The organism is Hymenobacter volaticus (assembly GCF_022921055.1).
GTDB classification, from domain to species: Bacteria; Bacteroidota; Bacteroidia; order Cytophagales; family Hymenobacteraceae; genus Hymenobacter; species Hymenobacter volaticus.
Map to the genome: position 1 here is coordinate 2,325,166 of NZ_CP095061.1, position 14,303 is coordinate 2,339,468.

At 56.9% G+C, this 14,303-nt stretch carries 13 protein-coding genes; 8 read left to right on the top strand and 5 right to left on the bottom strand.

Going from position 1 to position 14,303, the window contains the following annotated elements:
* Nucleotides 1–172 precede the first annotated feature (172 nt).
* The 6 genes from MUN86_RS10030 to MUN86_RS10055 all read left to right on the top strand — a co-directional run bounded on the left by MUN86_RS10030 (nt 173) and on the right by MUN86_RS10055 (nt 4,497).
* Nucleotides 173–1,045, top strand: a complete 873-nt coding sequence (locus tag MUN86_RS10030; protein ID WP_245124841.1) for a PLP-dependent aminotransferase family protein — start codon at nt 173–175, stop codon at nt 1,043–1,045.
* Nucleotides 1,033–1,299 carry a hypothetical protein gene (locus MUN86_RS10035; RefSeq protein WP_245124847.1) on the top strand — a complete coding sequence of 89 codons (267 nt, stop codon included), beginning with the start codon at nt 1,033–1,035 and terminating at the stop codon, nt 1,297–1,299. The genes MUN86_RS10030 and MUN86_RS10035 overlap by 13 nt, the downstream gene beginning before the upstream one ends.
* On the top strand, nt 1,271–2,200 hold the full coding sequence (locus tag MUN86_RS10040) for a polymorphic toxin type 5 domain-containing protein (RefSeq protein WP_245124849.1): 930 nt from the start codon (nt 1,271–1,273) through the stop codon (nt 2,198–2,200). The genes MUN86_RS10035 and MUN86_RS10040 overlap by 29 nt, the downstream gene beginning before the upstream one ends.
* Nucleotides 2,201–2,279: 79 nt before the next feature.
* Nucleotides 2,280–3,770 carry a dipeptidase gene (locus MUN86_RS10045; RefSeq protein WP_245124850.1) on the top strand — a complete coding sequence of 497 codons (1,491 nt, stop codon included), beginning with the start codon at nt 2,280–2,282 and terminating at the stop codon, nt 3,768–3,770.
* A complete protein-coding gene (locus MUN86_RS10050; RefSeq protein WP_245124852.1) occupies nt 3,680–4,324 on the top strand; it encodes an amidohydrolase family protein in 645 nt (214 codons plus the stop codon). The genes MUN86_RS10045 and MUN86_RS10050 overlap by 91 nt, the downstream gene beginning before the upstream one ends.
* A gap of 14 nt (nt 4,325–4,338) precedes the next feature.
* Nucleotides 4,339–4,497: a hypothetical protein gene (locus MUN86_RS10055; RefSeq protein ID WP_245124854.1), complete on the top strand. Its 159-nt coding sequence runs from the start codon at nt 4,339–4,341 to the stop codon at nt 4,495–4,497.
* A gap of 97 nt (nt 4,498–4,594) precedes the next feature.
* On the opposite strand, the gene MUN86_RS10060 is transcribed toward MUN86_RS10055, so the two are convergent.
* From MUN86_RS10060 to MUN86_RS10070, 3 genes are all read right to left on the bottom strand, one after another.
* Nucleotides 4,595–5,962 (bottom strand): sigma 54-interacting transcriptional regulator, encoded by a 1,368-nt coding sequence (locus MUN86_RS10060; protein WP_245124855.1) that lies wholly within the window; start codon nt 5,960–5,962, stop codon nt 4,595–4,597.
* 343 nt (nt 5,963–6,305) lie between these two features.
* Entirely contained in the window at nt 6,306–8,753 is a 2,448-nt protein-coding gene (locus tag MUN86_RS10065) for a TonB-dependent receptor domain-containing protein (protein ID WP_245124857.1), read from the bottom strand.
* Nucleotides 8,754–9,090: 337 nt separating this feature from the next.
* On the bottom strand, nt 9,091–10,347 hold the full coding sequence (locus MUN86_RS10070; RefSeq protein ID WP_245124859.1) for a pyridoxal phosphate-dependent aminotransferase: 1,257 nt from the start codon (nt 10,345–10,347) through the stop codon (nt 9,091–9,093).
* A 177-nt stretch (nt 10,348–10,524) separates the two neighbouring features.
* Here MUN86_RS10070 and tsaE point away from each other — a divergent pair, with 177 nt between their 5' ends.
* Nucleotides 10,525–10,959 (top strand): tRNA (adenosine(37)-N6)-threonylcarbamoyltransferase complex ATPase subunit type 1 TsaE, encoded by a 435-nt coding sequence (tsaE, locus tag MUN86_RS10075; RefSeq protein ID WP_245124861.1) that lies wholly within the window; start codon nt 10,525–10,527, stop codon nt 10,957–10,959.
* Nucleotides 10,960–11,121: 162 nt separating this feature from the next.
* Nucleotides 11,122–12,279 (top strand): alanine dehydrogenase, encoded by a 1,158-nt coding sequence (locus MUN86_RS10080; RefSeq protein ID WP_245124864.1) that lies wholly within the window; start codon nt 11,122–11,124, stop codon nt 12,277–12,279.
* Nucleotides 12,280–12,722: 443 nt separating this feature from the next.
* Here the strand turns inward: MUN86_RS10080 and MUN86_RS10085 are convergent, their stop codons facing one another.
* On the bottom strand, nt 12,723–13,634 hold the full coding sequence (locus tag MUN86_RS10085) for a flavin reductase family protein (protein WP_245124867.1): 912 nt from the start codon (nt 13,632–13,634) through the stop codon (nt 12,723–12,725).
* Nucleotides 13,635–13,740: 106 nt separating this feature from the next.
* Nucleotides 13,741–14,298, bottom strand: a complete 558-nt coding sequence (locus tag MUN86_RS10090; protein WP_245124869.1) for a sensor histidine kinase — start codon at nt 14,296–14,298, stop codon at nt 13,741–13,743.
* Nucleotides 14,299–14,303 lie beyond the last annotated feature (5 nt).

The following is a 14,303-nucleotide window of genomic DNA, read 5'->3' on the forward strand; positions in this document are numbered from 1 at the left end:
TGACGTTTCGTTCGAGGTTGCGAAAAGTGAAGCTTCCTCCAAGCCTTGGCTATTGATAGTAAAGGCTTGTGGAATCGTCAGTTGGCCCAAGGTACTACCACGGCGGGTCTGTGCTTCACGTGTGTTTAGGCCGTGTTATGCTTCCATTTTCTGGGTCACACCTGTTGACTTTATGCTCGACTTCACTTCCGCTCTGTATCTCGGTCCACCTACTTTTTCTGTTCCAACTAACCTGCCACTCACTACGGGCCGGCCAGCAGCCTTGCAGGAGCCCGGTTGGCAGCGTCGAATTGCCGAGATGGTAGCTAATCGGCAAGGATTGGAAACCGGCCTGTTGGCGCCCTCCACGCTGCATCTGTTTTGGGATGTGCTCGCCCTGGCTCCGTCCAGCGCGGTCATATTCATCGACCAAGCTATGTACCCGATAGGCCACTGGGGCGCGGCGCGAGCAGCACTGCGTGGCTTGCCCGTAGTGCCCTTCGACGCCGACAATCTGCCAGCTCTGCGCCGCTTGCTGCACATCTACCGGCAGCAGGGCCACATCCCGTGGTTACTTACCGATGGCTGGCGCCTAGCGCAGGAGGGCCCCGCGCCGCTAAGCTGCTACCAAGAATTGCTGCGCCCCGATCCGCGTAGCGTCCTACTCCTCGACGACACCCAGGCTTTCGGAGTGCTAGGAGCAAAGCCTAGCGCCCAGCATCCACTAGGGCAGGGTGGTGGTGGCAGCCTCCCTTACGCGGGCGTGCGCGGTCCGGGTATTGTGTGCATCAGTTCCCTGGCCAAGGGCTTGGGCGTGCCGGTGGCCGTGCTAACGGGCAGCCGGAAGTGGGTGGCCCGCTTTGCGCGGCGCAGTGCCACGCGGGTGCACAACAGCCCGGTATCGAACTGGCACGCTTGGGCAGCCGGGCAAGCTTTGCACCGCGACGCGGCCAGAACCGGCAATGCGGCCCGGCAGCAGTTGGCGCAGCGCATCCGTGAATTTCGACGGAAGATGGGGCAGCTGGCTGGCAACTGGCAGGCGGCTGGTTTCCGGTGCAGAAACTAACCTTGCCTACCTCCGTGGCGGCACTCAGCTTGCATGCCTACTTAGAGCTACAGGGTATCCAGGCGCTACTAACCACCAATGCCCAGCAACCTACGGTACCGCAAGTGGCATTCTGTCTGCGCGCCGACCATTCCCCCGCCGATATAGCGCACCTAACGCAGGCGTTGTTGGCCTGGGCAACCAAAAACAGTTTTCCATTTTCCATTCCCAACGTCAGCTTACGCCATGAAACTCAACATGCCGTTTACACCTGAGTCGCGGCGCCTTGCGGCCCCGGCTCCGGCCAAAGACTTAGCTACCGTTTATACGCGTGGGGGGCAAACGTTGCGGGTGCCGTTGCGCCCAGCGCCGGTGGGTACCGCCGGGTGTGTGGGCCACCCCGAGTTGCAGCTAATGCGCTGGCTGCGCAACCGGGCAACTGCCGAGCCGGGTTTTCCGGTGCGAGTACGGAGTGTACTACTGGTAGTGCAACGAGGCGGATGTTCCGTTTGCCAAGAAGCCTTATACCGTTTTTTGAGTCGGTTTCGCCTTAACACCAAGCTGCGACTCGTGCGAACGGGTGCACACCCAATGGGGTGTGGCTGCGGTTGCGCGCATTGCCAGGCAAGCAGCCGTGTTCGCAAGTCGTTGCTAGACGAACTGCTGGGCGAGACGCTGCTGGAAATTGAGCGTGAACAGGAAGAAGAGTACCGCAAGTTCAACCGCCAGTTTAGGCGAACCATGGCGCAAACCATAGCAAAGGACGGCAAGCATCCGCTCGGCTTTTTGGTGAAAGACGGGAAAGGGGGCAAACCCGTGTGGCGTTCAGCGAAAGATCGGCGGGTAGATGCCGGCCACGTGACGCCCGTCTTGACGCTGAGCCGCCGCAAGCAGCTTACCGAGCGCCTCGCCATCCAGGACCGCCACCTCAATCGCTCAGACGGTGCCCGCATGGGTGCTAGGGGCAGAGGCAGCACTATTCAAGTCATCGACATCAAAGGGGTGCCCGTGGATGTAGCTACGGCCCGAAAATGGAATGCCCAAAAGCTGCTGCCCGACTATTACGTGACGCCAGCCTATATAGAAGCCCACCGAGTGAAAGGCTGGTCAGCCAACGGGGAATTGTTTTTTGCAGTGGGCTCCCAGAAAGATTTGATATCGGAAACCGGCTTTTGAGCAGGCTTCGGCTCGGTTTAGCTACGCTTTTCTCACAGCAGCTTTCGTACGATTTTACAACTCCGTAAGGCCGCGCACCATGCCGTATCCACCTCGCCCGACTACCGCCGCAAAACCTAAATGGCAACGGCAAACCCTGGTGCAACTCCAGCAACTTATAGCTTTCCCTAGCATCAGCACCGACCCGAAGTATGCTGGAGCGGTGCAGGCTTGCGCCGGGTGGTTAGCCACGCATTTGCGGAAGGTTGGGCTCGATGGGGTGCGGGTATTTCAGACGCCGGGCCACCCCCTTGTGTACGCCGAAAAACGGGTGGGCCCCCAGCGACCCACGCTGCTTATCTACGGCCATTACGATGTGCAACCCGTGGCGCCCGTTTCCGCCTGGACGGTGCCGCCTTTTGGCGGTCTTATTCGCGGCAATAAACTATACGGCCGCGGCGCCTCCGACGACAAAGGCCAGTTCTTCATCCATATCAAGGCCCTGGAATTGCTGCTAACGGCCCGCCGGCCTTTGCCTCTGAACGTGAAGCTGCTACTGGAAGGCGAAGAAGAAATTGGTAGCCCTAACCTCGAGGCGTTCGTGCGCCAACACCAGCGCCTGCTTTGCGCCGATTGGGCTGTGTTGTCGGATACCAACATGCTTTCTGCTCACCAGCCTTCGCTCACATATGGCTTGCGGGGTTCCTTGGCAGTGGAGCTAGAAGTACGCGGCCCACAGACCGAGCTGCACTCCGGTATATTTGGCGGGGCCGTGTTAAACCCGTTGCAGGCATTAAGTGAAATGCTGGCGGCTCTGCACGACGCGGATGGCCGCGTAGCTATTCCGGGTTTCTACGAGGCAGTGGTGCCAGCGTCAGCTGCTGAACGGGGTTACTTGCGCCGTCATGGCCCGCCCGATGCCCAACTGCTGAGCGAGGCGCAAGTAGAGCAAGGGTGGGGCGAGCCAGGCTACAGCCTTTATGAGCGCACAACCTTACGGCCCTCGCTCAGTGTTACGGGCCTAAGCGGCGGCTACCAGGGCGAAGGGGTGAAGTCGGTGGTGCCGCCGCGAGCCAGTGCTAAACTAAGCTTCCGGCTGGCGACAGGGCAAGATCCGCATGAAGTAGAACAGCAGTTGCGAACCTATCTGCGCTGCATTGCGCCCCTACAAGTGCAAGTAACGCTTCGTAGCCAGCTGCACGCACCGCCCTATACTGTGTCGCCCACGCACCCCGTAATGCAGGCTGCCGCTCAAGCCTACACCGAAGGATTTGGGCGCACTCCAGTGTTGCAGCGCTCGGGAGGGACCATTCCGGTGGTGAGTGTTTTCGAGCAGCACTTAGGCATCCCGACGGTGCTCATGGGGTTTGGGCTGCCGGATGACCGAAAGCACGGCCCCGACGAGTTTTTGTATCTCCCTAATTTCTGGCGCGGCATTCGTACCAGCTTGGCCTTCCTGCACCGGCTGGGCCAATTTCCTGTCACTTCATCTTCACGGCCATGCTTATCATCGACTGCCACTGCCACGCCGGCAAAGGCGACGGCCTCACCGGCCCCTGGGATACCGACGCACCACTTGCAGCGTATCTGAAGTGGGCGCAGGAAGCAGGCATTCAGAAAACCGTGCTGTTTGCGGCCTTCCACTCCGACTATGCCGCGGCCAACCGGCAAGTGGCCCGGTTGGTGCGCCAAAGCCCCGAGCGTTTCTACGGTTTCGCCTTTGTACATGCCCAGCGCGACCGGGGCCGGGTGCTGGAAATGGTAGGCACTGCTGTGCAACAGTACGGATTCGTGGGTATCAAGTGCCACCGCTACGACGCCCGCATCAGCCGCGAAATCTGCGACGTGGCCCGCGCCTTCCGATTGCCAGTACTCTACGATGTGGTAGGCGAAATATCGGTGGTGGAGCTACTCGGCGAGCAATACCCCGACGTCAATTTCATTATTCCGCACCTGGGCAGCTTCTCCGATGATTGGCGGGCGCAATCTGGCCTCATCGATCAGCTCGTGCGCTTTCCTAACATCTACACCGACACGTCCGGCGTGCGCCGCTTCGATATTCTACAACGTGCTCTCGACCGTGTTGGCCCCGCAAATTCCTGTTCGGTTCCGACGGGCCGTGGCTGCACCCTGGCGTCGAGCTAAGCAAAATTGCGGCCTTGCACCTGCCTCTCGAAGATGCCAAACTCGTGCTGGCGGGAAACCTGTTACGCCTTATCAGTCAAGTGCGCCCCGAACCGGCCCAGCCGCCGCGTATAGCCGTAGCAACCGAAGTAGCCAACGAGTGGCGCGACCCGTGGCTGCTAGCGAAATCGTGAAGTGGGGAGGCGGGGGTTGCAGAGTGAGTTTGCTGCTTCCTGGCGCCAACTGCGCGGGTTGAATGGCCAGCACACGCTGCAACCACCGCACGCTTAGCTAACTTACTACTTCGCCACTGCGACGGTGCATTTGCAGAATTCTTTCGCTGCAGCCTAAGCGGTGAGCAGCCAGCTTCAGGTTGCCATTTTCGTGCGTGATGGCCACTTTCTTGGCAATTTCTGTTACCTGATCCTTTATTTCTTTCAGGCCCAAACCCCGATAGAGCAAGCTCGTTACGCCGATTTCCAGTTCGGGTGTGCCCGGGCCTTCGTTGGTACCGAAGCCAGCGAAGTCGGGCCAATCGGAGCGGGGTATGTCGCCGAGGGTAATGGGGCCTTCGCCGAGGTGCTTGTTGGCAATCCGGTTGATGAGCTGTTGTAACTCGCGCACGTTGCCGGGATAGTCGCGCAGCAGTAGAAAGTCGTACACCTGCCGATCTACGGGTTGCTGGATGTGGTGCCGCTCGCGAAAGAAATGCTCGGCAAGCACTACAATGTCTTCTTTTCGCTCGCGCAGGGGCGGCAGTTGGCAAGTCCAGCCGGAAATCCGGTAGTACAAGTCCTGCCGAAATCGGCCTTTACGGACTTCTTCAGCCAAGTCGCGGTTGGTGGCACTTACCAGCCGAAAACTAGCCTGTCGCCAGGTGTTGCTGCCCACCCGCTTGTATGTGCCCTCCTGAAGCGCCCGCAGCAGCTCGGCCTGTAAGGGCAAGGGCAATTCGCCCAGCTCATCCAAAAACAGCGTGCCTTCGTGGGCTAAGGCCAGCGCTCCGTCGCGGGTGCTGATAGCGTTGGTGAAGGCACCCTTCTCGTGCCCAAACAACTCACTGCCCGACAGGCCCGGAATCAGGTTGGTGCAGTCCACTACCACACAGTCGCGCTTGTTCGGTCGAGGGTCGAGGCGGTGAATTTCCTGGGCCACCAACTCTTTACCGGTGCCGCTTTCCCCCATAATCAGCACTTGGCAGTTGGAGAGCGACATATCCACGAGCTGCCGCAGCGTATTGATCCAGCACTTGCTGCGACCAACCAAGCGCTGCTGCAGGTCCACAACCTTTTCCTCCAGCACCGCCCAATACGCAAGTCGCGAAGCTACAATTTGCACCGGCTTTTCCACTTCAAACCAAGCAAACACCTCGGCTGCGCCGCTGCGCAGCAGCGCCCAGGTGCTCGTACTCGCCAGCCGCCCCACCGACACGGCAATAATGCGTGTGTCGGAATAGAAGCTAAAGGCATCCATAGCTTCCTGCACTTCGGCGAGCTTGGAATCTTGATCCAGGAAAATAATGCCCGCGCCAGTAGGGAAGTCGTTCATGTGCAGCGCGGCCAACTCAATGCCGCTAGCTTCCAACTGCCCAATAATATCGGCCAGTAGCCCATGCTGATGCGTGAAGGTTTGAAACCACACAGTCGATTTGAAGCCCATAACGACGGTAGTTTGATAAGGCAAATCCCGGCCACACGCGCCGTCAGATCTTTAGAAATAATACCCAACCTCAATTGCCAACTTAGTCCTGGCAGCATGCCGAACCACCCCATACTGTTAACTTTTTCAATAGATACGAAGCTAAATAATAGAGCTTTGCAATACTATCGCATGATCATGTAGTGCCTGATTTTAGAGCGCAATTTCGCCCCACAGTTGAAAACACGCGGCTTCAATACCGTAACCACTACAGAGCAGAAAACGTCTTAGGGTAGTCCCATACAAAGCAACACCCCGCCCCAAATACTTCGAGGCGGGGTGCAGGAGGCCTTTCTGACAAGAGTTATTGCCCGGCGGCCCGGCGCTTTTCGTCTTCGGCCCCGGTAGAGCGCTTACGGGCTGCGGTTACTTCGCTATTCCCAAAACGATAGCCAAACGAAACGGTGCCCACGCGGGTGTCCTGGGCGCGGCGCTGGTTTTCGGTGAGTGCTGCGTAGCGCGAAGTAGAGCGCACGGGAGCCGTGTACAAGAGGTCGGTGCCATTGAGCCGCACTGTGCCACGGCCAGCTAGCACCGTTTTTTGCACGCCCACCGACAGTTGCCCATACGAGCGAACAACCTGGAACCCGTACTGCTCTCTAGAGTTGTAGCTGGCATTCAGCTCGGCCGACCAGCCTTTGCCCCAGCTGAACGAGTTGTTGGCGCTCAGGATAGCACCCACCCGGCCTGGCAGCGTAGAGGAGCCCTCGAAAGTACCCTCGAAGTATACGTAAAACAGTTCAGCATCAGCGTACAACTGCCACCATTTGGTAGGAGCGAGGGGAGCCGAGAGCGTAAAAGCATAGTAATGCTCGGCCTGTAAGTTGTCATTTGTCAGCTTCACTGAGCCGTTCGGATTGAGTTGATACACAAACAGAATCGGATTGTCGGTGTAAGCATAGCTCAGGCCAGTCGTCAGCTTGTGGTAGGTATGCGTTACCTCGGCTTTGTAGTTGCTTTGAGGCCGCAAATAGGGGTTGCCGGCTTGATACGTAGTAGGGTCGATCCAGAAGCGAAACGGATTAAGCTGGTTGTAAGTAGGGCGGTCGAGGCGGCGGCTCAGCGAGAAGCCCATTTCGTGAGTTTCCGAAATGGTGCGGCGCAAGCTCAGGTTAGGAAAAAGCTGCAAATAGTGCCGGTCGAAATTGTTGTCGCCTAGGGTTTGCCGGCCAGTGGCGTTGGTTTGCTCGGCCCGCAAGCCAGCCGCAACCGTCAGTTTGGGCCCGGTGTGGCTTAGAGTAGCATAGGCCGCATTGATGTTTTCCCGGTATCGGAAGCCGTTCGACTGATCGACATCCAGCGTAGTTTGGCCATCAATGGTATTATAAAAAAGTACGTCGTTGTCGGAACGAACCCAGCTAACCTTGGCGCCCGCCTCGGCACGCAGCCCGTTCGGCAGAGGCCGCACGTAGTCTGCCTTCACTGACTGGATGGTAAGCGTGCCATCTTGGTTCCCGGTCAGCAAGGTTGGGCTCTGCTGAGGAAATTCATAGGTGGTGGCCAAGGACAGGTCCCGGTTGGTCCCATAGCGGGCCAGATCGGCGTCGAGGGTTAGCTCGGGGGTGCCAGCCGAATCAGGGCGGAAGGTGTGCCGCAGCGTGAAGTTGCCAGCCACATTGGGAGTGCGTACTTCACTCAGCGTGCGGGCTGAGTAGCGTTGCGTTGCGGTATTATTATCATCGAAAAACACCGAGTTGTTGGTGCCATCAACCGGCAACCGGCTGGCTAGCCCACTCACTACCGCCCCGATTGTGGTACTGTTGCTGGCAGTATAGTCAAGGCCCGCTCGCCAAGTGTGCGATTCTAGGTCGACGCGCCGCCCATTGTATTGGTTGGTACGTAAAGTCAGGAGCCCATCCGAGAGATACTGCCGGTCGAACGCTAGGTTCTGGAAGCCGTTTCGGTTTGTGTAGGCATAGGTGCCGTACACGTTGACAGCCTTGCTTCGGTGGTTGAGCGAGAGGTCGGTGGTGAATTTGCCGTACTGACCCCGGCCGTAGCTGGCGTTGGCACTGCCGTTGGTGCCGAGGCGCTGGTCTTTCTTGAGGTTAATGGCAATAATGCCCGCCCCACCTTGCGCATCGTATTTGGCAGGTGGGTTGGTGATCAGTTCGATGCTGCGGACTTGCTCGGCTGGTAAGGAGCGGAGCAACGTAGCCAACTCGGTACCAGTGAAGGGCACGCGCTTGCCGTCGAGCAGCACCAGCAGTCCCTGTTTGCCGCGCAGAGCTAGATTATCGTTGCCATCCACGGTCACACCGGGGGCCCGGCCGAGTACATCCAGCACGGTATTGCCGCTCGATAAGCTGCTATTCTCGACATTTACCACTGTCCGGTCGGGTAGCCGCTCAAACAAAGGTTTTTGACCTGTTACAGTTACTCCCTTAAGTTCAAGGGCTCCAGCCGTAAGGATGAGAGTAAGAGGTGGCACTGCTACTTCAGAAACATCGAGCGGCCCGAGCCAAACTCGGCCATAGCCTAGCTGCACGCCTGAAACCAGGTAGCGTCCGGGCAGGGTAGGAACCAAAGAGAAACGTCCTTGCGGGTCGCTGAACTCGGTTTTAACCGCTACCGAATCGAGGGCCCGATGCAGCGTGATGGTAGCACCTTCTACGGTTGCACCAGCGCTTGCCCGAACGATGCCCGCCACCGGCGCAAGCCGAACTTGGGCTACAAGTGGAGAAATAGGCAGCAAAAGCGCTACCGTTAGAAAAGCAAACCATCCCGACGATCGGGCGAAATCAAAATGCATGAGCACTTCCCGTTGAATGAAAACCCGGAGCGTGCAACAGGTGTGGTAGTAAAAGCATAAAGCGTAGTACTTTAAGCTTAGATAGGCATACAAGATAGCGGAGCTTAATAGTTCAGCTATTAGAGTAAAAAATGCAAACTACTCGAAAAAACGGAGGAAATATAACCATGTTATCACTGGAACGGTGTTTTTGCAGGCAACAAGTATAAAACCTGCTAGCCAGCCCAGATATTTTCTCTCTGTTAAAGACAGGTCATGTGTAGCTGAATGTTTCCACAAAAAAGCGGCCCTTGCAAATTTGCAAGGGCCGCTTTTTTGTGGAAGCAGGCTTCTAAGTTTACCGTAAAGCTTGCAGAGCGGCCTGTAACCGGGGTAGCGCTGCCTCAATGGATTCCAGTGAGGCGCCACCCACCGACATCCGAAACCAAGGGGCCGTATCCGAGGTGCCGAAGGCACTGAAGGGCACCAAAGCCAGCCGGGCTTCCTTAATAAGGTAGAAGGTTAGGTCTTTGGTGGTAGCCAGTACTTGCCCATCGGGAGTGGTCTTGCCAAGTACGTCGAGGCGGGCCGTGAGGTAGATAGCACCCATCGGCACCATCGAGTCAACGGGCAAACCCTGGCTTTTCAGGTCCTGCAATCCGTCGTGCAGGGCGTCGAGGCTGCGCTGAATCTTGGCTTTGAACTGCGCCATGAAGGCGTCTACCGCTGTTGCTTGGGGCAGGTACTTCGCCGTAGCAACTTGCTCGGCTTTCGGCGCCCAGGCACCCACGTGGCCCAGAATCGACTTCATCTTATCAACTACGTTGGCCGGCCCAAAGGCATAGCCCACGCGCACCCCAGTAGCTGCTAGGCACTTCGAGATACCGTCGATGTAAATGACATAGTCGCGCAATTCCGGGCGCAGGTTTACCGGGTCGAAATGCTCGGTCTCGCCGAAGGTGAGCATCCAATAAATCTGGTCGTAGAGCAGGTAGAGGGGCTTCTCACCGGGCTGGCGGCGCTGGTTTTCGGCCAACACTAAGTCGCATATCTCCAGCAGATTCTGGCGCGAGAAGACAGTGCCGGTCGGGTTGAGAGGGGAGCACAAGGCCAGCAGCGTGGCACCAGGTAGGTGCGGAGCCAGCTCGGCGGCCGTGGGCATGAAGCTGTTTTCCGGCAACGTCTCTACCATCACAGGCTCGGCGCTGGAAAGGTGGCAGTAGTGGTTGTTGTTCCAACTTGGCACCGGAAATACCACCCGGTCGCCGGGGTCAATGAGGGCAAGGTAAGTGGCGTAGATAAGCGGACGGGAGCCGCCGGCTACCAGTACGTCGTTGGGCGAATACTCTAACCCTAGGCGCTGTTTAGTGAAGGTGGTTGCGGCTTCGCGCAAGGCGGCCATGCCATTGGCGGGTGGGTAATTGGTGTTGCCGGCTTGGTAAGCTTCGGTGATTTCCGTTTGAAATTCCGCCGGAATCGGGAAAATAGTGGGGTCAAAGTCGCCGATGGTGAGGTTGCAAATCTGCTCCCCCTTCCGAATCATATCGTTTACTTCATTGCCAATTTTGATGATTTCGGAGCCAATCAGGCTGCCTGCCATTCGCGAAACTTGCATGAGAAAAGGTGTTATGGTCGGGCAAATGTACGCCCGATGTGCATAGCGAAGCCAAAGCAAAACGTCCTGGCTCTTGTTTCACCTACTAACTCGGCTCGGAGTTATAGAGTGCCGAAGCCGATAAAGAACCGAGAGAAACCGGCTTTGCGTAAACTTGCACCCTGATACCTGCTGCTCATGCCTGTTCCAGTGCTTGAAATTTCAATTCCTACCCTTGCGGCCCTGCCTGCGGCTGCCGTTCAGGTCCGTGAGGCCCTCCAAGGGCATTCTATCGTTTGCTTCGAAGGCGAAATGGGGGCCGGCAAAACCACGTTTATCAAGGCCTTGTGCGAAACCCTGGGCGTGCCCAGCCGCGACGTAAGTAGCCCAACCTTTGCTCTCGTCAATGAATACCGTGACGCGCACGACCAGCCGATTTACCACTTTGATTTTTACCGTCTCGACTCGCCGACCGAAGCTGAGCAACTTGGTGCGGTAGAGTACTTCGATTCTGGCTATCTTTGCCTCATAGAGTGGCCCAGCCGTATTGAGCCCCTTTTACCTTCCAACCGACTACTTATCCGACTCACCGTTACTGGCGACGAGTCGAGAGAACTAACGATTACAAGCTGAAGATGTTGAATTGTCTGCTGGTGCCGCGTGCAAGGGCAGAACTAAACAGTGCCGCTGACTTGTAGTTGTTGATTCTCGGTTTTTACTTGAAAAAATGCCCGAAGCAGTACCCCCGGATTTGAGTCGCTGGCTACGAGCCGCGCTTACTTCACCCAGGAATCTATGCTGGCCGTGGAAACACGGAAGCGCAAGCTGTTCATCGGGCTGCCGCGCGAGACGTCGCTCCAGGAAAACCGCATCTGCCTCACGCCCGAAGCGGTAAAGCACCTCATCGACGAAGGCCACGAGGTGGTGATGGAGAGCGGGGCCGGCGAACCAAGCAAGTACTCCGACCACGACTATTCCGAAGCCGGCGCCACCATTGCCTACTCGCAAAAGGAAGTCTACGAGGCTGACCTCATCCTGAAAGTGGCGCCACCCACTCAGGACGAAATCGAGTTTCTGAAAGCCAATCAGACCCTGATTTCGGCCTTGCAGTTCGGCACGCTCACCGCCGAATACGTGATGGCCCTCACCCGCAAAAAGGTGAATGCCATCAGCTTCGAGCTTATCAAGGACCCGTCCGGGGCCCGGCCCGTAGTGCGGGCCATGAGCGAAATAGCCGGCTCGACCGTCATGCTGATTGCCGCCGAATATCTGGCCCGCTCCAACGAAGGCAAAGGCATTATTTTAGGTGGTATCACAGGGGTACCGCCATCGCAGGTCGTAATCTTGGGTGCAGGCACCGTGGCGGAGTACGCCGCCCGCGCCGCTACTGGCCTTGGCGCCGAAGTGAAGGTGTTTGACAACCACATTTACAAGCTGCGTCGGCTTAAGCAAAACCTGGGCACCCAGCTCTATACTAGCACCCTCGACACCTTCGCGCTCAGCCAGCAAATCCGCCGCGCCGACGTGGTGATTGGGGCCCTCAACGCTGAAGAAGGCCGCGTACCCTTTATGGTGCCCGAAAACATGGTGGCCAGCATGGCGCCCGGCTCCGTCATCATCGATGTGAGCATCGACCAGGGCGGCTGCTTCGAAACCAGCGAAATGACCACGCACAACAAGCCGGTCTTCCGCAAGTACGACGTCATTCACTACTGCGTACCCAACATTGCCAGCCGTGTACCGCGCACGGCTACCAACGCGCTAAGCAACATCTTCACCCCGATTCTGCAGGAAATCAGCCAACACGGCGGTATCAATGAGGTGCTGTTCACGAACGAGCATTTCCGCTCGGGCGTGTACGTCTACAAAGGCTCTCTCACCAACGCTACCATCGCCAAGCGCTTCAACATGCGCTACAAAGAATTGAGCTTGATGATTGCCGTTCGGAATTAAATGTAGGAGTGGCTATCAAAGAAGAAGCGGGGAGCAATAAACAGAGCTCTGTTTATTTATTAGCTGGTTGCCTATGCTTTTTAATGTCGCTGTTAGCAGACTTTCTTTTCCATAGACCTGTAAGTTCTATTCTACAAGGAATAGCCGGGATAGGGTGTCTTTCTTTTATTGTTAAAAGCTTTGCCTTATCGCTAAAGCAGAGGAAAAATAATCTTTTACTAGGTAAGATAACTTTGTTCTTATCATCTACAATTGTGTTTGTTTTCTTGCTAGTTACTCTGTACATTCTTGCATGGATGTTTCTCTAAAATTGACGTTGCTAGTCTTGTAGAGGCTGCTGAGTCGAATGGTAATTGCAAGACTTCAGCAGCTCATAATAGCTATTAGTGCTGCGGCTATGTAATTATGAGAATGTCCTTTGTGAGTATTTGCTGCTAAACAAGTTACCCTGCCGCTAGCAGCAACGTTTTCCACGCCTCCAGCAGCTTCCCTTCCTCCAGAATCTTCTTGCCGAGCAGCATGAGTTGCTGCCGTTGCTCGGTGGGGTTGCCAAAGTATTGTTGCAGCACGGTGCTGACTAGTGGGTCGTGCTTGAACTCCTGAACCTGCGCGGGCGTGGGTATGGCTTGTACCTCAATGTTGGCGAGGCGGCCCAGGTTGTTGCCAGTCAGGATGTCGGAGGTGCGGATGTGTTCGGGCAGTTGGTCGATGCCGATGCCGAGGTTGCGGTTGGGTTTGGGCACCGTGAACAGGCTGTCGGGCGTTACGCGGCTGTACCAGTCGCCGGCGAGGCGGGCCACGGCGTCGAACTTGTGCGGGTCGATACCAGGGCCAGAATCCAGCAGAATATCTTCGCGGAAGTGGGCTTGCACCACCCGGCAGATAACGAGGTTGCCGCCGCCATTGGAGTCGCCGATGGCAATGATTTGCTCGACTACGCACTCCAACGACACCGGGCATTCGGCTACGCGTGGGGGCCGCACCAAATCGGAAATTAACTCAGTGAGGCCCGCTTTCACGAATTCATTCACCCCTCGCTCGTACTCGGTGCTGGCCAACGACATCTGCTCTACCACCGCATAGTCGCAGATGTTGACTACGCATTCGGGTACCTCGCGCACATTATAGAGCGTGTGTTTTTGCGTGTTGTCGCGTACGCGGTTGGCTGGGGAGAAGATAAGCGTTGCCGGGTTGGAGCTGAACACGTTGAAAAACGAATACGGGCTCAAGTTCACTTCTCCCGTGGCAGAAATGGTGCTCACGAAAGCCACCGGGCGCGGGGCCACAGCACTCAGCAGAAACTGGTGCCACTCCGGACCCGGCAGCGTACCCGGTGTGATAGTGCGAAAAGACATAAGGGTGGGTTAGTGAAGTAGCGGCTTCATGCGTTTCAGAGTTAAGCTAGCGCAATATGCGTGGCTGGAACGTCAAACTCGCTACAGCACGAAGTGCTGCTGCACCTTAATTCGTCCGGAGGGGAGGAAGGGCCGGCTTAGCTTGTAAGGGAAGGGTGATAATGAATTCCGTGTACTCGCCAAATTTGCTTTCCACTCCTAGCGTGCCGCCGTGGCCGCGCGTAATGATGTCGTAGCTAACCCATAGCCCTAAGCCGACTCCTTCGCCATCGGGTTTAGAGGAATAAAAGCGCTGGAAGATATCAGCTAACGAATCTTCGGAAAGCCCCGGCCCGTTGTCGCGCACCCGGATTTCGGCTTGGTCAGCAAGCAAGCGAGTACGCAATGTGACCTGGGGCACGTATTCCTCTTCCGTGGCTTGGCGCTGGCGCTGATGTACTGCATGAAACGCGTTGGTAAACAAGCTAATCAGTACCCGACCTAGCTCCTGTCGTACCACGGGTACAGGAGGGAGGGTTTCATCGGGGTAACAGAATAAGGCTGTGTTAAAATGGCGATTTTTGAGGCGCAGGTCGTTGTATAAGAAGCGCATGTACTCGTTGGCCAGCACGTTCAGATCTGTTGGCTGCCGCTGGGCTGGGCCGGTACTCGAGTAGTCGAGCATGCTGT

Coding starts and splice junctions, on each gene's coding strand:
- MUN86_RS10060 (WP_245124855.1), bottom strand. CDS start 5,962: ATGGGCTTCAAATCGACTGTGTGGTTTCAAACCTTCACGCATCAGCAT.
- MUN86_RS10090 (WP_245124869.1), bottom strand. CDS start 14,298: ATGCTCGACTACTCGAGTACCGGCCCAGCCCAGCGGCAGCCAACAGAT.
- MUN86_RS10030 (WP_245124841.1), top strand. CDS start 173: ATGCTCGACTTCACTTCCGCTCTGTATCTCGGTCCACCTACTTTTTCT.
- MUN86_RS10045 (WP_245124850.1), top strand. CDS start 2,280: ATGCCGTATCCACCTCGCCCGACTACCGCCGCAAAACCTAAATGGCAA.
- MUN86_RS10065 (WP_245124857.1), bottom strand. CDS start 8,753: ATGCATTTTGATTTCGCCCGATCGTCGGGATGGTTTGCTTTTCTAACG.
- tsaE (WP_245124861.1), top strand. CDS start 10,525: ATGCCTGTTCCAGTGCTTGAAATTTCAATTCCTACCCTTGCGGCCCTG.
- MUN86_RS10050 (WP_245124852.1), top strand. CDS start 3,680: ATGCTTATCATCGACTGCCACTGCCACGCCGGCAAAGGCGACGGCCTC.
- MUN86_RS10070 (WP_245124859.1), bottom strand. CDS start 10,347: ATGCAAGTTTCGCGAATGGCAGGCAGCCTGATTGGCTCCGAAATCATC.
- MUN86_RS10085 (WP_245124867.1), bottom strand. CDS start 13,634: ATGTCTTTTCGCACTATCACACCGGGTACGCTGCCGGGTCCGGAGTGG.
- MUN86_RS10040 (WP_245124849.1), top strand. CDS start 1,271: ATGAAACTCAACATGCCGTTTACACCTGAGTCGCGGCGCCTTGCGGCC.
- MUN86_RS10080 (WP_245124864.1), top strand. CDS start 11,122: ATGCTGGCCGTGGAAACACGGAAGCGCAAGCTGTTCATCGGGCTGCCG.